Source organism: Nodosilinea sp. FACHB-141 (genome assembly GCF_014696135.1).
Lineage (GTDB): Bacteria > Cyanobacteriota > Cyanobacteriia > Phormidesmidales > Phormidesmidaceae > Nodosilinea.
Genome location: NZ_JACJPP010000014.1, coordinates 1 through 26,438, shown reverse-complemented (window position 1 = coordinate 26,438; position 26,438 = coordinate 1). Strand labels below are relative to the sequence as shown.

The window sequence follows — 26,438 nt, the reverse complement described above, 5'->3', positions numbered from 1 at the left end:
TGGCGCTGTGGTCCCACTCTGACCCATCCCGAACTCAGTCGTGAAACGCAGCTGCGGCGAAGATAGTGAGGGGGTTGCCCCTTGTCAAAATAGCTCGATGCCAGGTCCTTACTACAAAAAGCTCCGCTTCCTTAGCGGAGCTTTTTGCTTGGTTCATTTCAATGATTAGTAGGCGTAGGCAAGATTCAGGTTAAGGCAACTCATTCCATTTGATGCCAAATGCTGCTTGTACTTAGAGTGGTGGAGGTTTTTGGAAGATATGTTCAGTGAGTTTCATGAAGCAGGTTCACGTCCATGAAACCTTGGGCTAACGTTTAGATAGCCCCATCTATATCACTGTTGTAACTCGAATCATTGCCATGGTAACTGCACTGTCATCCCCTCGGACAATCGCTGAATGGCTTGGCCCCGAGGCTGAATTGCTGCTCGGCTATGAAGCCAAGGTGCCGAAATCTACTCTACATTTACCAGGGCCGGACTGGGTCGATCGCATCTTTGCCCAGAGCGATCGCAATCCCCAGGTCCTCCGCAGCCTGCAACAACTCTACAGCACAGGCCGCCTGGCAAATACTGGCTACCTCTCCATTCTGCCGGTAGATCAAGGGATTGAGCACTCTGCTGGGGCCTCCTTTGCGCCCAATCCCATGTATTTTGACCCGCAGAATATTGTGGAGTTGGCGATCGCGGGAGGCTGTAACGCTGTCGCCACTACCCTTGGAGTTCTCGGCAGCGTGTCGCGCCGCTACGCCCACAAAATTCCTTTTATTCTCAAGCTTAACCATAACGAGTTGCTCACCGCTCCTAACCGCTTTGACCAGGTTATGTTTGCCGATGTTGAGCAAGCCTGGAACTTAGGCGCTGTCGCTGTGGGAGCAACCATTTACTTTGGTTCAGACGAATCGACTCGACAGATTCAAGAAGTTAGCGCCGCTTTTCAACGGGCCCATGAGTTGGGTATGGCCACCATTCTCTGGTGCTACCTGCGCAGCAGCTCTTTTAAGCAGGATAGAGACTACCACCTCGCCGCCGATCTGACTGGCCAAGCCAACCACCTGGGCGTCACCATCGAGGCCGACATTATCAAGCAGAAGCTACCTGAGAACAACAACGGCTATGGAGCCGTGGCCAAGGCCTTGGGGCAGCCCTACGGCAAAACTATCAATCGCGTTTACAGCGAACTCACCACGGACCACCCCATTGACCTTACCCGCTATCAGGTGCTCAACTGCTATGCCGGACGCATGGGGTTAATCAACTCCGGCGGTGGCTCAGGCGACAATGACTTTGCCGAAGCCGTACGCACCGCCGTGATCAACAAGCGAGCTGGCGGTATGGGTCTAATTTCAGGCCGCAAAACTTTCCAGCGCGACTTCAAGGAAGGGGTGAAATTGTTTCACCTGATTCAGGACGTGTACCTGTCAGATGCGGTCACCATTGCTTGAGGTGGTGAGGATGGGTTTGCCCGCATAGCTCGAAACATGCCAAAGCGGCACAGCCCGGAGCCAAAAGCGATTCGCATGAGCAGCAGGGTAGGTACCTCCCGTACCGACTTGATGATTCCTGCTGGTCCAAAGCGCACCATGCCTTGGGGCCGGATAACTCCTTGCCAGATCGAGTCAAGCCAGGAGGGCAGGGTTTCCTGCGACCAGTCGGCGGTGGTAACTTGGCCAGCTACTAGGCCAGTGGCTTCGAGCTGCTCGGCAAAGCCTTCGATGCTAGCAAAGGCTGGGTGCGACCACTGATCTAGTAGCTGGCGCATGACGGGCTTTTCCCAAGCGTTAAGGGGAATTTTGCGATCGTCCCGCTGGTTCCAGTCGGCAACTACCAGCACACCGCCGGGCTTTAGTACCCGCAGCAGCTCGTGGGCAAAGACGGCTTTATCGGGCATGTGAGGGCCTGCCTCCACCGACCACACTACGTCAAAGCTGCCGTTGGGGAATGATAGCGCCATGGCATCATCGACCTGGAACTGGGCGGAGACTCCCGGTGGGGTAAGCTGCTGGGCACGCTGCACCTGGTTAGGGCTAATGGTGACTCCAGTTACCGCAAAGCCATAGTCGCGCGCAAGAATACGACTGCTGCCGCCAATGCCGCAGCCCACATCTAGCACCGTTGTACCTGCTGGCAAATTATCTAAGCCTCCCCAGCGCACCATTTCATGGACAAAATCGGCCTTGGCAGCGAGAAAGCCTTTGTGGCGGGGCGGTGAGCCATAGTGGCCTAAGTGAATATGCTCGCCCCAGTAGAACTCTAGAATGCCGTCTTCGGTCCACTGATCGTAGGAGTTGGCTACGGAGTTGGAGGACTCATAGCGGCGGGGGGTAAGTAGGTAGAGGGCTACGCCTCCAGCCAAGAGGGCAAGGAGAAGACCAATACCGGTAACTGTATTCATCAAAAATGAGACCGCTACGTTAAGGTTTGTATTGTAATTGTCTCTACATTTTGACAACATTGCGCTCTTGGAGCAATGAATTGAGGGCAAGCAGATTTAATTTGGCCTTAGACCGAGCTGGGCTGATGGATGCGGGGGTTGAAGCAGGTAATTTGATTGCGGCCTGATTTTTTAGCTGCGTACAGAGCCAAATCGACAGCATGGAGCAAATCGTCTGCTTGGATAGCATGATTAGGGAAAGTAGCAACGCCGCCAGATACCGTAGTGCGGATATCCGTCCCGTTCCAGGGCAAAGCCGAGACGTTGAACTCCTGCCGAATGTGGTTGGCCCGTTGTATCCCGCTTTCTAAGGTCGTATGGGGCAAAATCAGCAAGAATTCTTCCCCGCCCAGGCGGTAGGCGGTCTCGCCCTCTTGGATCTGTACCAGCAGAATTTGGCTGAATGCCTGAATTAGCAGATCGCCAGCCTGGTGCCCAAAGGTATCGTTGACCCGTTTGAAGTAATCAATATCGAGCATGATAAACGCCACGGAATAGGCATTCTGGCGAGCTTGAAGAAGTACCTGGGGCAGAATTTCATGGAGATGGTGGCGGTTAAAAAGTCCGGTAAGCTGATCTCGACTGGCCTGGGTTTTGAGTTTGACCTGGAGACCCTCGATCTCTTGCAGCTGGAGACTAAGACGGGTATTGGCCTGGCGTAGTTTTAGCTCCGATAGGTACTGGTGGGTGGTGTCGTGCAGTACCAGCAAGCGCCCGTGGGTTTTACCACGGTAGTCTTTTAAGGCGGAACTCTGCACAGTAATATGGCAGGTGTTGTGGGAGTCGGTCCAAAGACAAAAGGGCGTTTCGGTACCCTGGTCGTAGTGGTGCAGGAACTCTGGAATGTTGGATAGGGCGATGTGGATGGATCTCCCCACGGCACTGTTCTTGAGCTTGGTCAGCGATCGCCCCTGGGGATTGATATCGATAAGTTGGTGCTCCAAATTCACTACGATGACGCCGTCATGCAGGTGCTCAATTAGCGTTTCGCGGGCGATGGGAATCGCCTCGAACACTCCCATGCGAAATAGCCCCCAGAAACACAGCAGCCCCGTAGCCATAAACGACATCGGGGTCAGGTTTAGGTCTGCCGGGGTGAGCTTAAGGGAGTAGAGTGTGCCACCTAGGTAGGGAAACAACGCCCCCGCCAGCAGCCATCGCGCCTGTCGTTGGTGCAGCGGCCCGCCACTGAGGGAGGCCCGCCCCAGCAGATGAATCCCCCACAGGCTGTAAAGATAGAGGCAGGCCAGCACAAAAGCATAGCCAGGGCCATGGCTGTAGATAGCGCTATTGCTGGGTGGGGCCGCCAGCACCACGTCTGCCCAGACCCACCGATGCCAGATGTTAGTGGCCACTAAGGCGATGTTGATCAGGGGCCAGAGGCTGAGCCAGATCAGCCGGTGCCGGGTAAAGCGCGATCGCCCGTGGACGTAAGCTTCGGTAAAGAGCACAAAGAAAATGATGATGCCGCCTGTGCCCACATATTCCAGCGTGGACCAAAAAATTTTGTTCGCCAGGCCAATCGACCCAGCCTCCATGGCCGCTACCGCTGCGTAGAAGGTTGCCGCCGCCATCATCCACGAGAAATACTGTCGCGCCAGGGTCGACCCTCGGCGATGCCAAGCCATGCTGGTGACTAAAGCGTTAATCGCTGCCGCCAGTGCCAGGATGCCAACTTGAAAGGTCATCTGAACATACATAGTGGGCAACTGTGTTCAGGGTCAAGGGTGAATACCCGAGGGTGCCCACTAAATCCAGGTCTTGATCTCGCTGTCTCCGGATTTCCCAACCAGCACCTCACTCCGTACAATTGATCGGTGAAATCTCAGACTCCGTGAAATCTCAGACAATGACCCTTCCCGATAACCAATCGTACCCCAAATAAAAACCCCCGGCCGTAGCCGGGGGGAACCCCATCAGGAGACGCCTATTTGACGTTTAAGCTAAATTTAAGCCGCCCTTTTAGCGCTTGTAATTAGGTTATCGAACCGGGCGCTGTATGGGGAGAGCACCACCGCGAATTTACGGAAACAACACGGCGGACTTTAAGAAAGGCTTACAAAATCTGGGTGTTCCTACAGGAACCTGTGGTTGCCCAAGCCGACTTTCACAGAGCTGACTTCACCACCGGTATGCTATATCCGCAGCAACTTGAGCAATGCTGTGCTGGTTAACGCTATTCTGCTGCGGGCTACCTTTGAAGAACCCGAGGTCACCAAAGCCGAATTTTCGAGGCAATTTTGGATGCTCCCTAGCCCAGCAGCTTTGCTTGATGGCGGCAGTAGCAAATTCCAAAACTAGAGCGGCCATGCGAGATGCTTTGGGCTACGGCTGTGAGCGAGTGGTGAGGGCGAGGACGGCGATCGCCACCAAAAACCCCACATACCCACATACAAAAAGCCACTCCTGCCAATTACCTTCTATCACTAACCTTGCCCAGCTTCAGGAGAGTTACCATCCCACTGGGCCAGCCACTGCTCTATCTCAGTAGGCAGCGAACTGCGGCGACGGTTAGCCACTTCAATGCAGACATGGCGGGTTATGGCCTGGGCTACTGCTGTATCCTCAAGCGTGAGCTGATATTGAATTTCAAAGCTGCTGTCGTCTAGACGGGTAGGGGTGAGGTGAATGGTGACGCGATCGCCGCACCGCAGCGGACGTCGGTAATCCATGCTGGTATGGACAATGGGATAGGCCAGGGTTTCGGCTCGAAAAAACGCCCCCACATCCAGCCCCGCTGCTTCCAGAGAGGCTTCGTAGGCGGCATGACACATCACCAATTCGTTGGCAAAATAGACCACCCCGGCCCCGTCAGTTTCGTGAAACCGCACCTGATGCTCAAAGACGTAGCCCATAGCGGCTATCCCAATCTCTCTAACAGCAACCCAGCCGGCAGCACTAATCTAGCTGGCATTGGGCTGTGCAGGGCGGAAGGGATACTCAGTGGGCAGACCAGCTTCGGTTTCTGCTGCCTTTGCAGCCCCTTGACCTAGAGCCAGCATCGGGTTGTCGATGATCTCTAGCAGGTTGGCCACGCCATATTCAAGGACCTCAACCGGATCTACTGCAACCCAACCTTCGCCGGTGAGCTGACGCAGCTCAAAGTGTAGGTGAGGGCCGGTGGAGGTGCCAGTGCTGCCGACCAAACCAACCACCTCGCCCTGCTCCACCCATTCCCCAGCTTCTACAGCGAGCTGAGAGAGGTGGGCATAGCGAGACTCAAGCTTGTCGTCGTCATGGCGCATGATGACGGTTAGGCCGTAGCCGCCCAAAAAGTCTGATACTGAGACGCGCCCAGCCCGAGTCGCCAGCACAGGAGTGCCCATAGGGGCTGCAAGGTCAGTCCCTGAGTGGAAGCGCCAGCTCTGGGCGACGGGGTGCATCCGCCAGCCAAACAGCGACGAAATTGACGCAGGCACTGATAGCGGAAACACGTATTCTTCATTGCCGCGCCGCAGTACGTTGAGGGGGCGTAGCTTTTCGTTGAGGGCTTCTCGGCTGACGATGGTGGTGCTGCCTAGCCGCACTCCTTGGGAACTGACGGCAATGGGGCCAACCCGAATTTCACCTTGACCCTGGCTAGCGCTGGCAGCCCTAGCGCCCTGAGCTGCCGAGGCTGAGGCGCTGGAGGCACCGCACGCCGCACTGGGGCTGCTTTGCCCAGCAGCGACGGTAATTTGGCAGCCGCTAGAGCGTTCTGCAAAGACCACGTTGGGAGAGCCGCCGGGTCGAGCTGCGGGAGCCTGGGTTGCCCCTAGGCTGTAATCGGTGGGGTCAACAAAAACGCTGTTGTAGCCTGCAGGTACCGACTCATCGGCAGCGATGGCTTCGGGCACTACGGCTTCGGGTACTACGGTAGCGGGGGCTTCGGCCGGAACTGGCTCGGGAGTACTAGCCGCAGCGGGCACCTCAGTTTCAACTACTTCGCCAGGTGTGGAGGCAATAGCGGGCTTCAGCAAGCTCTCTGCCATAGTGGGGGCCGTGGGGGTGGCCGGAACAGTAACGGTGATAGCCGCTGGGGGCGGCGGGGGAACCGGAGAGAACATCGGCGAACTCGCTGAAGGGGGTGATGTCACAACGGCTGAGGTAGACGGGCGCTGAGGCGTAAACTCAGGCTGTGCTACGGAGGGTGCAGGCAAACTTAGAGTTGCTTGAGGGCTACTAGCCCTGTGGGCACTACTGCTATTCGTCGGCTTGAGATAGTCAGCTGAGGTTTCAACTGGCACCTCTTGCTCAGAGGGGTCAGGGGTATCAGGAGTTCCGGCAATGGCTAATCCGTTTTGGGTTAGCCCCATACCCCCCACGAGCAGTGCTATCTGTAGCCAAGCTACTGAAGGATACACTCCGGAGAGTTTATCCGCTCGAATAGACTCTGTGTTATTGCTTTTCACCATATAATCAGCCGCTACGCATTGTAGCCCAAAGTTACTTTACCTGGTTCAATATCCAGCGTCTTGAGCGCTGGCGCTTCGCCATGGGCGGCTGCTAGGCGTACCCGCAGATTACCCGATGGTGCTACTCCAATGACCTCTGCCGCTTTACCTTCTACGATTAGACCCTGACCCAGGTTGGCTAGGTGAGTTTGGTAATCGATTAGAAAGGCGTCGTCTCCCTGGTTTTGCCAGTGGAGATAACCCTGCATGAGACCGTAGAGGGCGATCGCGGCCAGGCCCTCCAAGGTATTCAAGGGGCCGGGGGGCAATTCCGGTTGAATCAGCGCCTGAATCGAAGTGCCGGTTTCGGGAACTGGATTAAACCCATTTAGCCCCAAACCAATCACCACGGTTTGTACCCGGCCGCTCTCTAGGTGAGTTTCGGCCAGCAGACCGCCCAGCTTTTTACCGCCTGCAACCAAATCGTTGGGCCATTTAACCTGCACCGGTAGCCCCAGGTTGGCCAGGCTGGTGGCCACACCCCAAGCACTGGCCAAGGTGAGGTATGGGCTACGAGAGGCCGGCAAATCGGGCTTGAGCCCCAGCGACAGGTACAGCCCTCCGGGAAGAGACTGCCACTGCCGCCCCCACTGACCTCGCCCAGCCTGCTGGGTGGTTGCTATCAGCACTGTACCCGCCGGAGCGCCATCGGCCATCATGGCCACCAGCGCTCGGTTGGTAGAGTCGATGTGCTCGGTCCAGTGAAGGTGAAAACGAGGGCGCAATGCCTGATAGTCAGGCATTATCCCCAAATTTTTGGATGGCTGTAGGAGGGCCTGGCGAAGTCGGTCTAGGTTCACCCGCTAATCGTCCTAGAATTTTATGTAGAAATTAGGATAGGTCTTTGACTAGTACTGATTACGCTACCACCCCAGGAAATCTGCGGAGATGGTTAAGGGAACTACAAAATAGAACTTGATAGAACGGCGCTGCAACTTAACGCTTTCTCTACATTGGCGGTTTCTGCATCGCCGGATGGAGTTGGGAGCGCTATAGCAGCGTACAAGTATACAACCGCCGCGGGGGGCGACATGGCAAATTGGCATTGGCAGACTTGGCAAGGGCAGGCGTTTCTCACCTGTGATCTACTTCAACCTTGGCCCCACGGCTTTTTTACCCGACAGTTTTGGCCCCAAACTCCAGAGACTCTGACGGCGGCCCTTAATGGAACGGCGACGGTGCAGCGAGTGAAGCAGGTTCACGGCAACCGGGTGCTAGTCCCTGCTGATCTACCAGTTCTCGATTCGGGGGAGAAGGCTGAGGCCGACGGTTTGATGAGCGATCGCCCGCTTCAATCTCTCTGGGTTTGCTCGGCAGACTGTAGCCCGGTGCTAATTGGCGATCGGGCTACCGGCCAGGTCTCGGCTATCCACGCGGGCTGGCGGGGCACGGCCCAGGCGATTGTGCCGGTGGCGGTGGGCAAGCTACAGGCCCAGGGCAGCCGGTTGGAAGATTTGGTGGTGGCGATTGGCCCGGCGATCGCGGGGGAGGTCTATCAGGTTTCTGTGGATGTGGCGGCAGCGGTGGGGCGCACGATTAGGTCTCAGCCCGATGACAACGACGAAGCGGTGGTGGCAGACCTGCAAGGGCGCGAAAATGCTCCTGTGCTTGAGGATGACGCCCCCGGCAAGGTGCGGCTAGATGTGCGGCTGGCGAATCGGTGGCAGCTCGAGCAGCTGGGGCTGAGTCGGGAGCAGGTGGCGATCGCACCCCACTGCACATTTCAAGAAGCCGACCGCTTTTTCTCTTACCGCCGCACGGGAGAAAAGCAGGTGCAGTGGTCAGGTATTGTTAGCCAGGAGCCAGGAGTATCTAGATGACCGCTTCTAGGGCAACCAGGTGGCCTGGAGGCCACTAAAAGGAAACTCCTCTGGATCGGTGACCGTAGGCATGCTAGAGGCATCGCTGGTCTCGGTTTCGGCTGCACTTGGCGTGGTGTTGGCACCTTCAGCGGATTCAGCGGCGTCGAGGGAGACCGTTGGGTGAACCAGAGGTAAGTTCCAAATTATGGGCGCGCCGGTTTCGCCCTCAGAGGTGGTTTGACCATCTAGGTCAATCAGGAGCGATCGCCCGTCGGGAGCCACGCTCATGTGAATGCGCTGTTGCTGGGGCAAGCGCAGCAGCGGGCTAGCTTTACCGTTGGCCAAGGTAATGGCCAGCAGTAGTGGTTGCTCAGCGTAGGCGTCTTCTGACTGCAAGGTATCAGGATCCGGTGGAGCCTGGACCAGCTCACTGGCCAGTACGTAGAGAACCTGGCGGGTGGGGTCGAATTGGGCATCGAGAATGGCCCCACTTACCTGCAATAGTTCTTCTTCTCGGCCCTGGTTGGTGACTAAAAACAGCGATTCGGTAAAACGCTTCTTGGGGTCATCCTGGTTGAAATTGACCATGGCGGCAGCCGAACCATCGGCGGCCAGATCGAGCACTCGCCCGTAGTTGGGCAGAAAGTCAAGGGGCTGACTGGGACCGCGAGCTTTCTCTGAGCCCAGATCGATAATGGCGGTGCCCTGGCCCTGGAGCAGCAGCAGCGACTGGCTGTCCGGGGCAATTAAGAAATCGCCGCCGGGTTCGGTTTCAATGGGCTGAGGATCGGCACCCTGGCGCACAATCCAGGGACCAAAATCGGCGGGGTTTTGCTGGTTGACCCGCTGCACCACAATGGTCTGCCCGTCAGTGGAGAGGTCAAACTTGAGGTTTTGGTAGGCGCTGTTGTCGAGCACCAGGGTGGTTTCCCCTGATGGAGTGGCTTTTTTCTGGGGCCAGAGCTGCTGCCATAGGGGCGGGCGCTGGGCGGCAAAGTCGATGGGCGGGCGGGGCGTGAGGCCCGTGGTGACGGTGTAAATTTGCTGGTTGAGCAGGCTACCGGCCTGGCTAGTGTCGCTGGCCGAAAAGAGCACCTTGTCGCCCAGCGGGTAGGGCTTAAAGGTCATCACCGACAGGTTTTTTGGGGTTAGAATAGTGCGCTCCTGGCGGCTTAAGTCGGCCAGCACTAGGCGATTGGCTTCGTCACCCTCGGCCCCAATGTATAAAAAGGCGCGGGGGCGAGTTTCAAACTGGCTCTGAAAGGGCTCAAATCGGCTAGAGCCATCAGTGGCTGCGGCGTAGCGATCGCGCGCGCCCTTCAACCTGACGCTGAACGTTTCCCCATAGGGTAGTGGTTCGGTCAGAGTGTAGGCCATGCGCCGTCCTGCCCAGCTCACCTTGCCCGGCAGGGGTGGGTCTAGAGTGAGATTTTGCTCCACGCTAGCCACATCCATGGGGCGGCTGAAGGTGAGCAAAAAGGCCTGGTCTTCGGCCCCCACCTGGCGGTCTTGCCAGGTAAAGTCGCGCACCCGCGCTGTGGCGTGGTCGCCCGAGAGTATCAACAGCCCCAGGGTCAGCGAGAGACCAGCAATGATCATCGTTGCCAGGCGATCAAGGGGTTGGGAGCGAGAGCGACGAGAGCGGCGACGGGCCATGGCTAATATTCGTAGGGGGTGCGGGGTTCAGGGATTTCGGTCAGGGTGGGGTCGCCAATGACAAGCTGGCGTTTGCCGTCGAGGGTGCTGGTTTGCATTTTGCCCTTGACCTCAAGCCAGGTGTCGGGGGCGGGCCGGGCGGTGCCAGCGGGCAGCTCTACCGGCAGACCAACGGGGTAGGCATCGGCAGCGCAGCAGGTGAGCACAAACCGCGAAATCATCACAAACTCGTCGGGCCAGCCGGGAATATGGGTGACAAACCCACTTACCTGGGCGGTCTGGCCCGCGTAGGCATCGGGCTCAGGGTAGACGTTGAGGGTGCGTACCCAGTCGACAATGGTGCGCTCCTCAGACGCGCCGCCGAGGGAAAATCGCTGGGGCCGCGATCGCGTCTGACCCAGCACATCGGTAATGCCCCGCTGAAAGGCAGTCTCACTGGCAAAGGGGCGCGGCGTGTAAACCAGCCCAAACACGGCGATGGCAATCAGCAGAGCCACGCTAAACTGTCGCGGCAGCAGAGCCGTATGTTCTTGACTGCGAATGGTTTGCCCGGTTCCCTGGCGGTAGCTAAGCCCCACCTGTACCAGACGGCTCACTCCCATGGCCAACAGCAGCACCATGGCCAGATGAGCCAGCCACATGTAATCGGGGTGCAGCAGCAGGTAGAGTTTCCCCGTCACCGTAAAGCGCAGCAGCATTAGCCCCCACAGCAGCAGCATGGCGGCATCCACCAGAGCCTGCCAGGGCACCGATCGCTGTCTAGAGGCGCGCAAACCATTAGAACTAGGCGTTGAGGTCATAATTGCCAGAAGAAAATAGGCATTCGCAATGGAAAAAACGAGTTACTCGTTACACCTTGACCCTTAGCTGTATCCAAGGGCAGCAGCTTGGGGCGTCCTCAACTGGTATAGAGATTCATTACCAGAGCCAGCAAGAATACCAGCTGAGCCGCCAGCACAAATAGATAAAGAATGGCCCGCCCTTTAAACACCGTCAGCAGCAGACTGATGTTTTTGAGATCGATCATGGGACCAAACACTAAAAATGCCAGCAGGGAACCGCTGGTAAAGGTGGAGGCAAACGACAGGGCAAAGAATGAATCGACCGTCGAGCAGATTGACACTACCCAGGCCAGGGCCATCATCGCCACAATTGAGGTCACAGGGCCCTGGCCCAAACCTAGGATGACCTCGCGGGGAACGGCGACTTGGACAAAAGCGGCGATCGCACTGCCGATCACCAGCACCGCCCCTAACTCCCGCAGCTCTAGCACCATGTTGTCAACCATCATTCGCAGTCGAGTGACCATGGGCGGCGCGGCAACGGCTACCTGAGCTAGCACCTGGGCGGGTGGGGCATCGAGCTGAAGCACCTGCCCTGGTGACTGCATTAAAAAGGTGCCAGATTTTAGCAGCGGTGAAATCTCCGCCTCCGCTGGGACTGGTGTGGCAGGCTCAGGCTCCCCCATCATGCGGGTGAGGCTGTCCTGCAAAAAGGGCCGCACATCGGCCTGGGCGCTAAAGATTAAAGCGATAGTCACCGCCACAATCAAAGTAAAGCCTACCCGTAAAAATACAATTTCGGGCTGGTCGCGAAAGGCAATCCAGGTGGCCCAGAATACCACCGGGTTCACCGTGGGGGCCGCTAGCAAAAACCCGATCGCTACCGCCGTCGGTGCGCCCTTGGTTAACAGCCGTCGAGCCACAGGAATGTTGCCGCACTCACAAACTGGAAACAGAAAGCCAATTAAGCTGCCTGCCAGCGCCGCAAGCACCACGTTTTTAGGAATGACCGCCAGCAGCTTTTGCTCATCGACAAACAGCAGCAGCACGCTGGAAAACATCACCCCCAGCAGTAGAAAGGGCATGGCCTCGACCAGCAAGCTAAAAAATAGCGTAATGCCGTTATTGAGTTGGGTCATAGAGCCAGCCTATGCGGGGAAAGTCTCCCGGCGGGTAGTTACCCCCAGGCAGAAGCACATTTTAGCGGATCTTGTTGCCTCCTGCCGGTAGCGGGGATCGCCTGTCTTTCCAGCATCTCCGCCCATCATCACCGTTACAGTAGAAGAAAAGTTTGAGAGCACAAAGTCTGACTAAGTAGACAATCTTGTCAGCCTGCAAGCTGGCGATTCAGCCAGCTACAGAAACGCGATCGCCATGCGCACGTTGGTTTCTAAAGTCTGTTCTGGTTCTATGATCAACAGGTTTTCTCCCGTATTGAGAGAATTGCGGGGAGCTGTCCAGGGCTCCAGGCAGTAGTAGTCTTTGCCTTTCACTGTCCAAAACACCAGCTTGGTGTAGTCGCCACTCCAGGACAGGGTGAGCCGTCGCTTGAGGTAGTGGTCAGTGACCGTAGCGGCTGAAGCCGTTAGGTTCTGAAAAGCCAGGTCAATCTCGCCTTGGCCAAAGTCAAAGCTGCCCTCAAAAGTTTCAACCCCGCCTGTCAAGTGGTTGCGGAATTCTGTTGAAGGAATTTCAAACTCTAGCTGGGATTTATCTTCTACCAAAAAATAAGGGTGCAGCCCGGTAGAAAAAGGCATGGGCCGAGCCGAGAGGTTGGTGAACTGCTGCTGCAACTCTAGACTGTGACCCCGCAGCTTAAAGGTGAAGGCTAATTTGAACGCAAAGGGATATTGCGCCAGGGTGGCTTCGCTGCTGGCAAGTTCTAGAGTGAGGCTGGCCGACTCAGTCACATCCTGCTGAGTCACCTGCCAGGGCAAGTCGCGGGCAAAGCCGTGCTGCTTCAGGCTGTAGGTCTGACCATCTAGCTCGTACTGGTTATCGGGCAGATTGCCGCAGATGGGAAACAGGATGGGAATACCGCCCCGCACCGACAGTTCGGGATTGGCGAAGCGATCGCCATCAAAATAAAAAATATCCTGCCCCTCTACCTGCCAGCGGGTGGCAATGCCGCCGCGATCGGGCACCAGTTCTAACCGGGTGCCGGTGTCAGTATCTGACAGCACATAGGTGGAGTGGGGATCTGCTTTTAAGGCAACGGCAAACACAGGGCACCTCAGGGGCACAATGCCTAGACGTTACCACAGCTCTCTGTCATCCAGTGCTTTGGCCACAGCTGTTTATGGGCTTTTTACTAGAGCTATAAAGTCCCTATCTGCACGTTATTCACCTAGGGTAGGGATTGGGGTCTCAGGTATGGTGTCGGACCAGGCGTCGACCTTAGCGTCATCCGTCAGAACGGCGGGCTGGGGTGCAACCAATGGTGCTGTCGCAACGGGCTCAACCTTCACCCGGATTGGGGAAGGCAACGGTACTGGAACCTCACTGGGGCGGCTCTTAGAGGGCGACTCGTTCTGAACGGGCTCCCGAGCGCTTTGCGAAGTGCCGCCGCTGCGTTCGGGCGGCACAGGCTTAAACTCCTGTTGCTCTGGTGAAACCTTAGGTCCCCACTCTTCCAGGTCGCCCTCAAACTCAACCTCCATCTCCAGGGATTCTGGCCCGGCAGGAGAGGATTGATCTGTCTCTGGGCCTATCTCTAAATCTGGCGCAGGCTGCTCTATGTTGGCAGGCTCACTGCTGTCCTCAAGAGCCTCAGGGGTATCCGAGTTGGCAGGAGCAGCTGAATCCTCCAGGATGTCCTTGGACTCAGTCTCGTCTTCCAGTTGGTCCTTGGGCTCCGGTGTCGGTTCGGCCTCCAGCTCCACCGGCAGAACGTCCTCCGCATCGGGTGATACAAAGGGGCTGTTGGGGTCGTTGACGGTTTCTGGCGGTGCTTCCTGGGTTTTAAGGTCAAGCACAACGGGTGACTTGAGCGGTTTGTCAAACTGCGATGATGCCTGCTCAATGCGCTGGAGCACCTGCTGACTGTCCTTGCCGCTGAGGGTTTTGGGATGCGAGTCTTGTACCCGCACCGGCACCAGCTCAACCCGCATCTGATCGTCTTTGAGCCCAACTTTGAGCACCGCTGAGTCCTGGTTTTCGAGGGGCTCGTCAGGACGAAATACGAAGTCGCCCAGGGAGTAGGCAATAGGCCGCCCCTTGTAGATCTCACCCCCCTGAATCACGGTGGGATGGTAGCCCACTACTACGTCAGCACCCTGATCAATGGCCAGGCGGGCCAGGTTGGTTTGCATAAAATTGGGTTGTTCGCCTAAGTGGTCAACCCAGCGAAAGTTCACGACAATCCAATCAACCTCGTCGCGCAGGGCTTGAATGTCGGCAACTATTTCGGGCATGTTTTGCGCGTTAAACCCAGCCCTGTCTTTAAAGGCTGTGGCAGCCTTAAAGGTCTCCACTTCCTTGGCGATCGCCTTATCGCTAGCCCCAGCGCGTTCCTTGAGCACATCGGTATCATGGGCCGCGTTGTTCCCCCCCATGGCATAGCTCAGATAAGCAATGCGTTTACCCTTGACATCGAGCACCTCTGGGCGGCGGGCTTCGAGGGCGTTGCGCCCGGCACCAATGCGGTAAAGCCCTTTACTATCTAGAGTGGTGAGTGTTTCATCAAGGCCCTCAGCCCCGTAGTCCATCAGGCTACTGTGGGTGAGGTTGACAACGTCTACGCCGCTATTCACTAACAAATCGACGGCATCGATACGGGTCTGCTGCCGCAGCCCCTCTTGAAGGTTGGTGGCCGCCGTAGCTAGAGGGGTAGCCAAATTCACCAGGGCTAAATCAGCTTGGCCATATTCGACAACGTCAGCAAAGAATCCTCCAGGAGCCGTCAGGCTTTCTGGGGCAATGTCCTCTAAAGAGATGTCGCCCCCAAACAACAGAGTGACGTCATCGGCAGGAGCAGGTGTGACAGCTTGATGAGTAATTACACCCACGGGCTCAAGGGCCGTATCGACCACCGTAGAGCGGTTGCCATTGCCACCGGCTGCATTTCTGGCGGGGGCAGAGACAGGCTTGCCCTCACCAGAATCCCTGAGGGCTGCGGGTGCTACTGGAGCGCCTTGATCTAACTCAGTCTCAGGCAGCACCTCGGTCTGGGCTGAGAACTGAGGCAGCGACGGCGATGGTGCAGAAACAATTACTTCGAACAGACAGCCCATGACGAAGGCCGCTACCGCCGACCCCGACAATACAAAAGCGCGTAGGGTTTGTAGACGCTGCCGCGACAGCGTTTTAGTCGGGCTCGGGCGCGGCGGCCGAATTTTGGGTGGCATGGCCAATGCGGCCTGGCGCTGGGCCTGGGCCTTGAGTTCGCTCTGGCGGCGCTTTAGAGCCGGGGTGACAATCTTGACGCGCTGCTGCCAAAGCACTCGACGGTGCCCTAAGGGGCGAGCAACCACCCAAATCCCTTCGATTAGCTCTGAATTGAGCAGCCAAACGCGGTGACACAGAAACCGCAGCAGCCGGTCTTTAACCGGTGGCTGCCGAAATTCCACCACTAGCTGTAGGCAGCCGGGGCGATCGGCTTGCACCTGCACAAAAATACCGTGAGGAGTTAGGGGTTGATTGAGCCACAGGGCAATGTCGCGAAAGTATCCTGCCGCTGCCCGTTCTTTCACTGAGGGCGGCTGAAGCAGAGGCCCCTGGGGCAACACCTGTGGTTGAGGAGGAATAACCGCGCTAATCATAAATGTGCAGGGGTAACAAGGTGGCAAATGAAAGGCGATAGATCGTCCCTAAAACACTCCGGCTAAAGGGCAAAACTACCACGGCAAATGCGATGCCCCAATCATAGTGCAGACTTAAGGGGGCGGCACATCTGTACTGAGATCGCCTTCACAGCCCCAGCAGGCCCCCGATGACAATCTTTTGCCCCTGTCGATACAGACCGGGGAGAGGCTTCCCCATAATCTGCTAGTGTCTTATTTTTACGAATGCTTGCCCATGTCCACACCACCCCTGAGCGGGCGCGACCTGCTAAGCCTGAGTGATCTGAGTGTCGATGAGCTGCTAGAACTTTTGACCTTTGCCGCTGAGCTGAAGGCTGGTAAACACCATCCTCAATTTCCTCAGAAGGTGCTGGGCCTCCTGTTTCGCAAAGCATCGACTCGCACTCGCGTCAGCTTTTCGGTGGCCATGTATCAGCTGGGTGGACAGGTGCTCGATTTACATTCTGGGGTGACCCAGGTGAGCCGGGGTGAGCCTACCAGTGATACTGCCCGAGTGCTCGATCGCTACTTAGATGTGGTAGCCATTCGCACCTTTGACCAGGCCGAGATTCAAGAATTTGCTGACTACGCCTCGATTCCCGTGATCAACGCCTTGACTGATCTGGAGCACCCCTGCCAGATCTTGGCCGACCTGCTGACCATTCAAGAAGAGTTTGGCGCCCTACAGGGATTGACCCTGACCTACCTAGGTGACGGCAACAACGTCGCCCATTCTCTACTGCTGGGCTGCGCCATGGTGGGGATGAACGTGCATATCGCTGGGCCAGAGGGCTATGCGCCAGACCCAGCAATTGTGAAGCAGGCTAACCAACTGATGCAGGGCAATGGCCACGTGCTGATCACCACCGATCCTGAGGCCGCCGTCAAAGATGCTCAGGTGCTCTATACCGATGTCTGGGCCAGCATGGGCCAGGAGTCTGAGGCGGGCCAGCGCTTACCAGTGTTTCAGCCCTACCAGGTCAACGATGCCCTGCTCGAAAAAGCTAGTCCGGAGGCGATCGTATTGCACTGTCTGCCGGCCCACCGGGGAGAAGAAATTACCCACGAGGTGATGGAAGGTGCTGCCTCTCGGGTTTGGGATCAGGCAGAGAACCGGATGCACGCTCAGAAAGCGCTCCTGGCTAGCGTCCTTGAGTAGATCTGGGGTGGAAGAGAGTTGTCTGGGGCAGCGGTGAGGTAAATGATGGGAGAGGGAGATAAGGAAGTTTTTAAAGTGCTTCTGTTCCTGGCTTTGTCTCTCCCTGCGAGGCGCCTAGATTAGATTTAGAAAGTGCAGCACGCCCTGGCCGCTCAGAGCTTCGATCGCAATAGCAAAGACAAAGCCCAGCATGGCCATCCGTCCGTTAAGGCTTTCGGCGGCGCGGGTAAAGCCCCACTCACGGGTTTCAGATGGGTTGGGGGTGTTAGCCATAGATCTCTTTTGTAACGCTTTGTTAAGCATTATAGCAAGTTAGCTACGGAGTCATGGGGTGAGTCACGATATTGCTGCCGATGGGGCGAGGGTATGGCACTATCCGCCGCCGCTCAAGCCGGGCGATCGCCTGCGAGTAATTGCCCCTAGCGGTGCCCTACGAGAGCTAGAGAGCTTCAACCAGGGCATAGAAGTTTGGCGCAGCTGGGGATTTGGGGTAGACATCAGCCCTGGCACTAGGGAACAGTGGGGTTACCTGGCTGGGTCAGATGCCAACCGCCGCCACCAGCTGGGCCATGCCCTAGCAGACCCCACCTATAAAGGCATTCTCTGCGCTCGGGGGGGCTATGGGGGCACTCGACTGTTGGAAGGTTGGCAATGGCCAGCGATGCCGCCCAAGTGGCTGATTGGCTTTTCTGACATCACCAGCCTGCTGTGGAGTTTGGGCAAGCAGGGGATAGTTGGCGTGCACGGGCCACTGCTAACTACCCTGGCGGCGGAGCCCGAGTGGTCGCAGCAGCGGCTCAAAAATTTGGTGATGGGCCACGGGTTGCCCTCTCTGCATGGTGAGGGCTGGAGCCAGGGCACTGCGGAGGGACGGTTGTGGCCCGCTAACTTGACGGTAGCGACCCACCTGCTGGGCACGGCCCACGAGCCCGATCTTACCGGCGCAATTTTGGCTTTTGAGGATGTCACCGAGGCCCCCTACCGCATCGATCGCATGCTGACCCACTGGCGCCTGGCAGGCAAATTTTCTCAGGTTAAAGGCATTGCTCTGGGGCGGTTTAGCCGCTGTGAGCCACCCGACGGCGTGCCCAGTTTTGCGGTAGCCGAGGTGCTGCGCGATCGCCTCGGCGATTTGGGCATTCCTGTGGTGGCCAATTTGCCCTTCGGCCACGACGGTGACAATGCCGCTCTGCCAGTCGGAGCGATGGCCCGCTTGGATGGCGGTGCAGGCCGCCTCGAAATTCTGCCAACGGTTTAGGCGTTTACTGTCTGGGCGTCTTTAGAATGAAGTCACGTTTTAGGTACAGCCGTGGTTCCTCTTCATGATGACAACCCCACCACCATTACCCCTGTAGTTACCTACGGATTGATCGGGATTAATATTGCCGTATTTGTGTTTCAGCTTAGTCTGTCGCAAGAGGGCATCGACGGCTTCTTTGATGCCTGGGCACTGGTGCCGGCCCAGCTGACCGGGAGTTTTCAGGGGGCGCTCCAGGCACCGATCTATGAGTGGATTACCCTGCTCTCCTCTCAGTTCCTCCACGGCGGCTTTTTTCACATTGGGGGGAACTTGCTCTATCTCTGGGTGTTTGGCAACAATATTGAAGACCGGCTGGGACACATCAAGTTCTTGATCTTTTATCTGGGTTGTGGAGCCCTAGCGGGGCTGACCCAGTGGATTTTTGATCCGTCCTCGGCGTTGCCAACCATTGGGGCTAGCGGGGCGATCGCCGGGGTGATGGGGGCCTATATTCTGCGGTTTCCTCGGGCCCGGATTGTTACCTTAATTCCCCTGATTATCATTTTCACCACCGTTCGGATCCCGGCGGTTTTTTTCTTGGGATTCTGGTTTGTGCAGCAGGCGCTGTTTAGCATCGCCAGCCTCGGCAGCGATGCGGGTTCGGGTGGCGGAGTAGCCTACTGGGCGCACTCAGGAGGGTTTGTGTTTGGGCTAATTCTAGGCCCGCTGCTGGGGCTAATGGGCGGTAAGGTGCGATCGCCTCGTCGATAGCAGTGTTTTCACTGATGCTCAGAGACTCAAACTGTGGCGGCGGGCTGATGGGGTGGTAACTTCATAAAGTTCTCGAGTAAGCTAGGAAATTATTTGTGAGTTTGTTACTGATGTCGCACAACGGGCTTGAAAAGCACTAGAAGGGCATTGGGCACCACGGCTGGTGAACTTGCCCTTCTAGGGTTCCTGACCATCATCCTAATCAGCCAACTTTACATAAAGGTACGACTATGGCGGAAGCCAAGATCCTCGTTGTCGATGACGACCCCGCAATTCGCAACCTAATTCATCGGTTTCTGGCTAAGCAGAACTATGAAATGGAGTCGGCAGAGGACGGTAAGAAGGCTCTGGCGGTGTTTGAGCAGTTCACCCCTGACCTGGTCATTCTCGACCTCAACCTGCCCGACACCAACGGCTACGACCTGTGTAAGGAGATGCAGTCGCGGACCGGAGTGTTTGTGCTCATGCTCACGAGCCGCACCGACGAGTCGGATAAAATTCGAGGGTTTAACGAAGGGGCCGATGACTATCTCACCAAGCCCTTTAGCTTGGGAGAGCTAGAGGTGCGGGTAGGCGCTATTCTCAAACGCCAGCGCCCGGTCACGGCGGCGGAACAGCAGTGTCTAACCTTCAACAGTCTGGCCATTGACCCCGTGCGGCGAGAGGTGATGCTCAACGACGAGATGGTACCTCTAACGGCGCTGGAGTTTGACCTGCTGCACTTTTTGGCCAGTCATCCCGGACGTGTGTGGCGGCGGGCAGAGCTGATTCAGAAGGTTTGGGACTACGACTACGTCGGCGATCAGCGGGTGGTCGATGTGCACGTCGGTCAGATTCGCAAAAAAATTGAGAAAGACACGACTCAACCGGCCCTAATTCAAACGGTGCGGGGCGTGGGCTACAAGTTTGAGCCGCCAGGCACCGGGGAAGAGGCGATCGCCGGTTAGCCTGCCTCTGCCCCTCGCACTTGGTTGCGAAAGGTCCAGGCCAGCTTGAGCACTTTGGTCCAATTGCGCTGCACTTTTTTTGGCGTCCAGCCTAAGGTGTGGGCGATCGCCTCATCGGTTAGGGCGGCGTTGCCGATTTGCTGCTGTTTGAGGTCGAGAAACCAGCGGTAGTCGGAGGGCAAAGTAGTCAAAAATTCGCCCCACTCCGTCGGCGTCATTCCTAACCGCGCCTCTAGGTTGGCTCCGAGCCATTGGTGCACCAGTTGCCACTCGTGCTGCTGAGAAAATTTTTCAACGTGGTACTTGAAGCGCTGCTGGAGATAGTCGCGCTCCCGGGCCGAGAGACCCAAGATGTCGTCGATTTCTGCGGCGGAGCAGTCCTTCAGCTTGAGCACTAGGTAGTCGACACAGTCAGTCTGGTTTTGGTCTTTGAGGTACTGCATCAGGGCATTGATGACGCGATCGCGCATCACCCCGTCGCCAGGGTCATCGACCTCGGCCATCATTTTTTCGCGCACCTGCTGCACTACCGAACTGCGGGCGTGGCTTTCGGCGGCCTCAGTCTTGGCCCCCTCGCTGACTAGAGCCATATCTACCGAGGTCTCGGCGGGCTGGCGGCGGCTGAAGGCCTGGGCACGCAGCACAATCAGCTGCTGGCTACCCCCCCGCAGATTGATGCGCCGTTTGGCATACTGCTCGCTAAAGGCCATATACTCCGCCAACTCCAGCCGGGTGCGGGGGGTATAGGTAGCCGGTAGCTCATGCTCGCGCCGAAAGGCGTTGAGCACTTCTATGTAGAAAATCTGCATGAAATCTTCGAGCAGGGCATAGCGACCCTTGAACCCCAGATGACTACCGTGAGGAGCCACATGGCGGTAGACAATGGCGCTGAGGCTGCTGTGCAGTTCTACCCGGCCTCGGTTAGAGCCCATGTCGTAGTAGGCCAGGCATTTGCTCACCCGGTGGCGCACCAAGGCCGTTTGCCAGTGGCTGACATCCCCTGAGGCTTGGATGCGATCGCTCATGGTGCAGATGCGCTCAATCTCTGCCGTGAGCCGCTGCATTACCCCGTCTATGCCCCCCAGCCGACGCTGGAGATGAGCCATAAACAACTCTTCTACCAAGGTGGCAATGGGGGCTGTGCCGTTAGCATCGGGCTGGGGCAATGGTTCTGGAGGCTGTGGTGTAGTCCCAGGGGACAGTGGGGGCATGGCTAAGCAGGTAGATGCGGTCTTCATAGTTACCCAATCCTAACAACGACACTGAAATCGGGAAGGGCCAGCCGGGACACTCAGTAAATTGGTGAATTCCAGGCGGGTTGCTATGTACTCCCGCTTCAGTCGCGGAGATTTCCCAAAGCATGTGCCAGCACCGAAAGCTGCCCGCCCTCGCCGCAGGCCATTCGCCGCCGGTTCGCCAATCTGATGAGCCTTAGAAAATTCTCTGCCTGCTTTGAACTACCGAACCTGAAAAACGCTGTATTGTGAGGGTTTCAGCCTCTCCTGCAGCCACTCAAGGCGTTGAGCGTGGGCGTGATTAACGTAGACGATCGCGAGCGACTCGGGCCGTCTGAGATTGGCCGATCGAGGTGCCAGTTGCCCAGTTGCCCCTATTGGCAGTGGCTCAGTCAGCGGCAGTTATACAAGCTGAGCACCCCAGTCCAGCGCGGTCTCCCACCCCAGGCCCTTGCGAATCATCAGGGGATTCTCCTCCTCCATATCTAGAATGGTTGAGACTTCATAAGCCAATGGGCGATCGTCGTCGATCACGATGTCCACCAATTTTTCGAGCGTATCGAACATCGTCATTTTGTCTATGGGACGTCCTTTGGTCGCCTCCGGCAGCAGTGTCAGGGCTGAAGTCGAAATAATAGGGTTTTGTAGCGTTTCTACCAGGGTTAGGCAAATGGCGTGGTCGGGTACCCGAATGCCCGTAGTGCGCCGCTTGGGATTCATCACTAGGCGGGGCACCTCTCGTGTGGCGGGCAGCAAAAACGTAAATGGCCCCGGAATCAGCCGCTTGATCAAGCGGTAGGCACCATCGCTGACGATCGCATAGTCGGCAATGTTAGACAACGAGGCGCAGAGGAAGGTGAGGGGTTTGTCGTTGGCCAACTGCTTGATCTGGCGCACTCGCTGCACCGCCCCGCGATGGTTGAGGTCACAACCAATGGCGTAAACTGTATCGGTGGGGTAAAGGGCTACCGCTCCCTGCCGCAGCGCCGAGACAATGGTCTCTACTTTGCGGCTCTGCGGGTTGTCAGGATGTAGTTTATAGGTTGTTGCCATTGCCCCTGTCCCCGCTGCGGTTGCTCTGTTGAAAACCCTAGCTTACCTCGATTGCCCCTCAGGCATTGCTGGCGATATGTGCCTGGCTGCCTTAATAGATGCCGGCGTGCCGCCGTCGTACTTGCACACTCAACTGGCTACCCTGGGGCTGAATCATGAATTTACTCTCACCGTAACGCCGACCCACCGTCAGGGGTTGCGCGCGCTCCACGCCAAGGTCGCGCTGACCTCGCCTCTAGGGGAGCACCGCCATGGAGACCATTCCCACCACGTGGCGGCTGCCGAGCACGACCAGGGTTTTGGAGCGGCGATCGCAGCCTCAACTACCACCCGCAATCTGCCTGCGATCGAGCACCTAATTACCCAGGCCGCCCTGCCCGATCGCGCTCAGCGCTGGAGTCTAGCCGTGTTTCGTTGCCTGGCCGAGGCCGAGGCGGCCGTCCACGGGATTGCCGTAGACCAGGTGCATTTCCATGAGGTCGGCGCGACCGATGCCATTGTGGATATCGTCGGTACCTGCCTAGGGCTCGACTACTTGGGCATCGAGCAGCTGTTCTGTTCACCTCTGCCCACCGGGCGGGGGCGGGTGCGAGCCGCCCACGGCTGGTTGCCCGTCCCTGCCCCCGCCGTCCTCAAGCTGCTGGAACAGCGCCAGGTGCCGATTTACAGCAATGGCCTAGATGGAGAACTGGTAACCCCGACCGGAGCGGCGATCGTCACTGCCCTCGCTGAATCCTTTGGCGACCCTCCTGCTATGACCCTACGCTGTACAGGGCTGGGAGCCGGAGGAAAAGAGCTGCCCGTTGCCAATGTGCTGCGCCTGTGGATTGGAGAAGCGGCTTCCCCAGCTACTCCAGTAGCTGCGGTAGTACAGCCAGCCCCAGCCGGAGGTCCCTATGATTCCGACACCATTACCTTGCTTGAAACACAGGTCGACGATTTGGTGCCCCAGGCCGTAGGCTACCTCTACGATCGCCTCTTAGCAGCTGGTGCCCTTGATCTATTCACGCAGCCCGTAGCGATGAAAAAATCTCGGCCTGGGCTACTTATTACAGTGCTCTGCCGCCCTGAAGACGAACCTCACTGTACAGACATTTTGTTTGCCGAAACCTCTACCCTGGGCATCCGCCGCCAAACCCAGCAGCGGTGGGTGCTGTCTCGCCATACAGAGACCCTTGAGACTCCCTACGGCCCAGTGGCTCTGAAGCTGGCCTATCACCCTCGCACCCAGGCTGTGCTCAACGTCCACCCCGAGTACGAAGACTGTGCCGCCTTAGCGCGCCATCACAACGTTCCTTGGCAGACGGTGCACCAGACGGCACTCAGCCTGTGGTACCAACAAACTGATTAAGGGCTCTAACCTATGGGCCTAAGCTTGCTCGCCAAGGTTTAGCTCATCTATCTCTTCTTCACTGAAGTGGTCCTCTTTCCCCGCCACCAGATCAGCACTTGTCAGTACATCGGGACGCACCTGGTTCAGCTTCTGGGAAAAAATTCTAAAAGCGTCTAGCCCCTGGCGTTCAGCGAGAAACAGGGCTTCTGGCCTCTGGTCACGCTGGGTCACCTTCACCAGGTTGTACTCCGTGTTATCGCCATAGATAGCAAACGTAATCTGAAATACCTCCAAAAAGTTAATTACCCACTGACATTCGCTACGGGGGAACTGCTCGTAGTAGCGAATCAGGCTGGCAATTCTCGTCTCCAGGTAAGGGAGAGTCTGACGCGAAACCAGAACCAGCTTCAGCAAAATAATTGCCAGGGTGAGGGCGTTGCCTTGGGATAACACCATCGAAAACAACGGCGAAGGCCGTTCCTGATCCTCTGTCATTAAGTAGTCAACGATCCGATTGCTGGTGCGCAACACCAGCGATGCATCCCAAGGCTCATAGTCAGACTCCGTGTAGAGGTCGACTAGCCGTGCATCTAGCTTTTCCTGAATCTGTTTAGAGATTGGGTTGCCGCTGACGGTATAGAGCAAATAGCGAGTCAGGCTTTTCTTAAAATCACCGTAGCTACTCTCTTTAATTTGTTCTAAAAACAAGCGCGCTAAGTTTTTGTAGCTAAATTCGCCCCGTCTAGCCACAATTGCCTTGACTAGGCGAAGAGCACTATCTCCCAACGCTGTGGGGTTGGCTACGGGGCGATCGCGGTTCTGTCCCGACTGGCTATGGGCCGTATACATAGCCAAGTCAAACTTAAATTTGTCCTTCAGTCGACGAGAGAGGGCGCGAGCGGCCTGGCGCTGCTCGATAGGATTATTTTCGTTGACGTACTGGGGCACCAGCAGGTACGGAGTATAGCGAGCGGTCCAATCATCGGGGCGGTTTAAGGTGCGCTCCTCAGTGTAGCGAGCCGCAAACAACCTAAGTTCTTCAAAATCCTCGCTCTCAAGAAATCGGAGAAGCCAGTGGCGCAGGCGCTTAAGGGTCGGTGATAGGGTGCGACGCTGGATTAGAGGATCAGCGAACAGGTCAACTAGATCCTGAATTGCGTCAAACTGACGGGCAACTTCCCAGTTATTGACGAGAATGTAACAACAGCGCTTAATGGTGTTACGAAACTCTAATTCGTTGTTAGCAAACAAAATGACGTGCAGCGCGGGCAGCGTCTGAGAGCTAACCGAATCGGTGTGATGGACGAAAAGATGACGAAACTCCTCTAAAACGTCTTGAGGATGCCAAATTTTGACGATTTCTAGCAAAAAATCGTAGATAACCTGCTGTGCTTGAGCCAGCGATAACCCAGGTCGAGCCCCATACTCGTTTGACTCCATTGAGGGATATCTAGACACGGCTTCCCGAGACACTGGTTGGTAGATTCGACCCATGATTACCGGAAGTAATTTGGCAAGCGACCTGAGTCAGCTATTTGTGGAACAGCAAAAGCGCTTACTAGAGAGAGCGATCGCTAGACTCTCTAGACCTTGATAGTCAAACGCTGGCTAAACCTATGCCTTAGCAGGCCTAGCTACTCACTAAATGCTTAAACAATCCAAATCCGATAAATTCCAGACCCAATGAACCCGATGGTAGATGCATGTCTTGGTGTTGTACCTCCGACGTCAGCTAGCTCTTTATAGGAGAACATAGCCATTCGTGCAGCACTTGAGATGCCTAAGGCTCTTAAACAACACCTAAAGATCATTTGTGTAAAGTAGCACAGCACAATACTGTCTTCAGCCTAATCAGCTATTGTGCCTAGTTGTAACCAGAACATATTCCGTCGACCTCTAAACGGAGAGCTGGCAAACAATTTGAAGTCTTTAACCTATGCCGGGCAAGTAACGCCATAACTTCTTAGAATAGCTACTCGGCTTGGTGATATTGAAGCAGGACTCTACAGGGAAACTTTAGAAGAATATTACAAGCATTGTGACCCGCTGGATCACGGTTCAACTGGCGAGCATATTGGCTCTCGTTGGGTAAAGCTTGCTTCATTACTAAGAATGGTATGGGGGCGGAGGGGCTCGAACCCTCACGACCGTTTAAGGTCAACGGATTTTCATTCTCCCGCAGCTTTCGCTGCTGCCTGGATTGGGCAAACCCGAACCAGGTTTTAAGAATTGGACCCTCCCTTTACCCTCGACTAAACGTTAGGGTAGCTCCCGTCGGGCCTCTGCACCTTCCGGCGGCTTGATTCGCCGGCTTGGCTCAGGATTGCCGTGTCTAGCACCGAGAGAAGGTTTAGGCCTTACCCAAAGCTAAAGTTAGGTTTCCCTGAGTTTGAGAGCTTCCACTTAGCAGATTTCTCCACTAAGGCTCAGTTTTCTAAGTCCGTAGCGTCTACCATTCCGCCACGCCCCCAAGATTGTCCCAGCTAAGTGCAGGACAATGCAGACTCTATTGCACCACCAACCGTACTGGATTGCAACTCCCTATCTCTTCAAGGACGTAATCGGTTATTTTCTGCTCGCTTTTATTTAGGAATATGTGCTAATGTAACAATAGCTAGAGTAACAACTCAGCAACATACTTAGTACACTACCTGGACTAATACATCATGACCACGACTCTACAGCGGCGCGAGAGCGCCTCTCTGTGGGAGCAGTTTTGCCAGTGGGTGACCAGCACCGAGAACCGCCTGTATGTGGGCTGGTTCGGCGTGCTGATGATCCCCACCCTGCTAGCTGCGACCGCCTGCTTCGTCGT

At 56.5% G+C, this 26,438-nt stretch carries 22 protein-coding genes, 1 rRNA gene and 1 pseudogene; 10 read left to right on the top strand and 14 right to left on the bottom strand.

The window, feature by feature from the left end:
* Positions 1-106: ribosomal RNA gene (rrf, locus tag H6F59_RS16310) — 5S ribosomal RNA — on the top strand; the annotation flags it as partial.
* 253 nt (positions 107-359) lie between these two features.
* Positions 360-1,442, top strand: coding sequence for a class I fructose-bisphosphate aldolase (locus H6F59_RS16305; protein ID WP_190702284.1), 1,083 nt, complete (start codon positions 360-362; stop codon positions 1,440-1,442).
* On the opposite strand, the gene H6F59_RS16300 is transcribed toward H6F59_RS16305, so the two are convergent.
* The gene (locus tag H6F59_RS16300; protein ID WP_190702279.1) at positions 1,403-2,392 is read right to left on the bottom strand and encodes a methyltransferase domain-containing protein; all 990 of its coding nucleotides are present in this window, start codon (positions 2,390-2,392) and stop codon (positions 1,403-1,405) included. The genes H6F59_RS16305 and H6F59_RS16300 overlap by 40 nt on opposite strands.
* A 107-nt stretch (positions 2,393-2,499) precedes the next feature.
* Complete coding sequence (locus H6F59_RS16295; RefSeq protein WP_190702276.1) at positions 2,500-4,119, bottom strand: histidine kinase N-terminal 7TM domain-containing protein; 1,620 nt, start codon at positions 4,117-4,119, stop codon at positions 2,500-2,502.
* Between the two features lie 403 nt (positions 4,120-4,522).
* On the opposite strand from H6F59_RS16295, the gene H6F59_RS16290 reads away from it, so the two are divergent.
* Complete coding sequence (locus tag H6F59_RS16290; RefSeq protein WP_190702263.1) at positions 4,523-4,732, top strand: hypothetical protein; 210 nt, start codon at positions 4,523-4,525, stop codon at positions 4,730-4,732.
* A gap of 125 nt (positions 4,733-4,857) precedes the next feature.
* On the opposite strand, the gene H6F59_RS16285 is transcribed toward H6F59_RS16290, so the two are convergent.
* The 3 genes from H6F59_RS16285 to H6F59_RS16275 all read right to left on the bottom strand — a co-directional run bounded on the left by H6F59_RS16285 (position 4,858) and on the right by H6F59_RS16275 (position 7,607).
* Positions 4,858-5,286 carry a thioesterase family protein gene (locus tag H6F59_RS16285; protein ID WP_190702260.1) on the bottom strand — a complete coding sequence of 143 codons (429 nt, stop codon included), beginning with the start codon at positions 5,284-5,286 and terminating at the stop codon, positions 4,858-4,860.
* Positions 5,287-5,334: 48 nt separating this feature from the next.
* Entirely contained in the window at positions 5,335-6,726 is a 1,392-nt protein-coding gene (locus tag H6F59_RS16280; RefSeq protein ID WP_242021520.1) for a M23 family metallopeptidase, read from the bottom strand.
* A 110-nt stretch (positions 6,727-6,836) separates the two neighbouring features.
* Complete coding sequence (locus H6F59_RS16275) at positions 6,837-7,607, bottom strand: biotin--[acetyl-CoA-carboxylase] ligase (protein WP_190702256.1); 771 nt, start codon at positions 7,605-7,607, stop codon at positions 6,837-6,839.
* A gap of 288 nt (positions 7,608-7,895) precedes the next feature.
* Between H6F59_RS16275 and pgeF the strand changes: the two genes are divergently transcribed.
* A complete protein-coding gene (gene pgeF / locus H6F59_RS16270) occupies positions 7,896-8,684 on the top strand; it encodes a peptidoglycan editing factor PgeF (protein ID WP_190702253.1) in 789 nt (262 codons plus the stop codon).
* Positions 8,685-8,690: 6 nt separating this feature from the next.
* Here the strand turns inward: pgeF and H6F59_RS16265 are convergent, their stop codons facing one another.
* From H6F59_RS16265 to H6F59_RS16245, 5 genes are all read right to left on the bottom strand, one after another.
* Positions 8,691-10,322, bottom strand: coding sequence for an Ig-like domain-containing protein (locus H6F59_RS16265; RefSeq protein ID WP_190702250.1), 1,632 nt, complete (start codon positions 10,320-10,322; stop codon positions 8,691-8,693).
* A gap of 2 nt (positions 10,323-10,324) precedes the next feature.
* The gene (locus H6F59_RS16260; protein ID WP_199325823.1) at positions 10,325-11,122 is read right to left on the bottom strand and encodes a TIGR03943 family putative permease subunit; all 798 of its coding nucleotides are present in this window, start codon (positions 11,120-11,122) and stop codon (positions 10,325-10,327) included.
* Positions 11,123-11,220: 98 nt separating this feature from the next.
* Positions 11,221-12,243, bottom strand: a complete 1,023-nt coding sequence (locus H6F59_RS16255; protein ID WP_190702247.1) for a permease — start codon at positions 12,241-12,243, stop codon at positions 11,221-11,223.
* A 216-nt stretch (positions 12,244-12,459) separates the two neighbouring features.
* A complete protein-coding gene (locus H6F59_RS16250; RefSeq protein WP_190702244.1) occupies positions 12,460-13,329 on the bottom strand; it encodes an aldose epimerase in 870 nt (289 codons plus the stop codon).
* 114 nt (positions 13,330-13,443) lie between these two features.
* Positions 13,444-15,864: a CapA family protein gene (locus H6F59_RS16245; RefSeq protein WP_190702241.1), complete on the bottom strand. Its 2,421-nt coding sequence runs from the start codon at positions 15,862-15,864 to the stop codon at positions 13,444-13,446.
* A gap of 256 nt (positions 15,865-16,120) precedes the next feature.
* Between H6F59_RS16245 and argF the strand changes: the two genes are divergently transcribed.
* Positions 16,121-17,044, top strand: a complete 924-nt coding sequence (argF, locus tag H6F59_RS16240) for an ornithine carbamoyltransferase (RefSeq protein WP_190702237.1) — start codon at positions 16,121-16,123, stop codon at positions 17,042-17,044.
* 114 nt (positions 17,045-17,158) lie between these two features.
* Here the strand turns inward: argF and H6F59_RS16235 are convergent, their stop codons facing one another.
* Complete coding sequence (locus tag H6F59_RS16235) at positions 17,159-17,317, bottom strand: chlorophyll a/b-binding protein (protein WP_242021519.1); 159 nt, start codon at positions 17,315-17,317, stop codon at positions 17,159-17,161.
* A 58-nt stretch (positions 17,318-17,375) separates the two neighbouring features.
* Here H6F59_RS16235 and H6F59_RS16230 point away from each other — a divergent pair, with 58 nt between their 5' ends.
* The 3 genes from H6F59_RS16230 (at position 17,376) to H6F59_RS16220 (ending at position 20,002) form a co-directional block, all read left to right on the top strand.
* Positions 17,376-18,302, top strand: coding sequence for an LD-carboxypeptidase (locus H6F59_RS16230; protein ID WP_313887232.1), 927 nt, complete (start codon positions 17,376-17,378; stop codon positions 18,300-18,302).
* 51 nt (positions 18,303-18,353) lie between these two features.
* Entirely contained in the window at positions 18,354-19,055 is a 702-nt protein-coding gene (locus H6F59_RS16225) for a rhomboid family intramembrane serine protease (protein WP_190702230.1), read from the top strand.
* Between the two features lie 230 nt (positions 19,056-19,285).
* Positions 19,286-20,002, top strand: coding sequence for a response regulator transcription factor (locus H6F59_RS16220; protein WP_190516972.1), 717 nt, complete (start codon positions 19,286-19,288; stop codon positions 20,000-20,002).
* Here the strand turns inward: H6F59_RS16220 and H6F59_RS16215 are convergent.
* Positions 19,999-21,240, bottom strand: coding sequence for a hypothetical protein (locus tag H6F59_RS16215; RefSeq protein WP_242021518.1), 1,242 nt, complete (start codon positions 21,238-21,240; stop codon positions 19,999-20,001). The two genes, H6F59_RS16220 and H6F59_RS16215, sit on opposite strands and share 4 nt — an antisense overlap.
* Before the next feature lie 399 nt (positions 21,241-21,639).
* Positions 21,640-22,290: an L-threonylcarbamoyladenylate synthase gene (locus H6F59_RS16210; RefSeq protein ID WP_190702225.1), complete on the bottom strand. Its 651-nt coding sequence runs from the start codon at positions 22,288-22,290 to the stop codon at positions 21,640-21,642.
* 28 nt (positions 22,291-22,318) lie between these two features.
* On the opposite strand from H6F59_RS16210, the gene larC reads away from it, so the two are divergent.
* Positions 22,319-23,641, top strand: coding sequence for a nickel pincer cofactor biosynthesis protein LarC (gene larC, locus H6F59_RS16205; RefSeq protein WP_190702221.1), 1,323 nt, complete (start codon positions 22,319-22,321; stop codon positions 23,639-23,641).
* A gap of 18 nt (positions 23,642-23,659) precedes the next feature.
* Here the strand turns inward: larC and H6F59_RS16200 are convergent, their stop codons facing one another.
* Positions 23,660-25,063: a hypothetical protein gene (locus H6F59_RS16200; protein ID WP_199325822.1), complete on the bottom strand. Its 1,404-nt coding sequence runs from the start codon at positions 25,061-25,063 to the stop codon at positions 23,660-23,662.
* 1,226 nt (positions 25,064-26,289) lie between these two features.
* On the opposite strand from H6F59_RS16200, the pseudogene H6F59_RS16195 reads away from it, so the two are divergent.
* Positions 26,290-26,438: pseudogene (locus tag H6F59_RS16195) on the top strand (photosystem II q(b) protein); the annotation flags it as partial.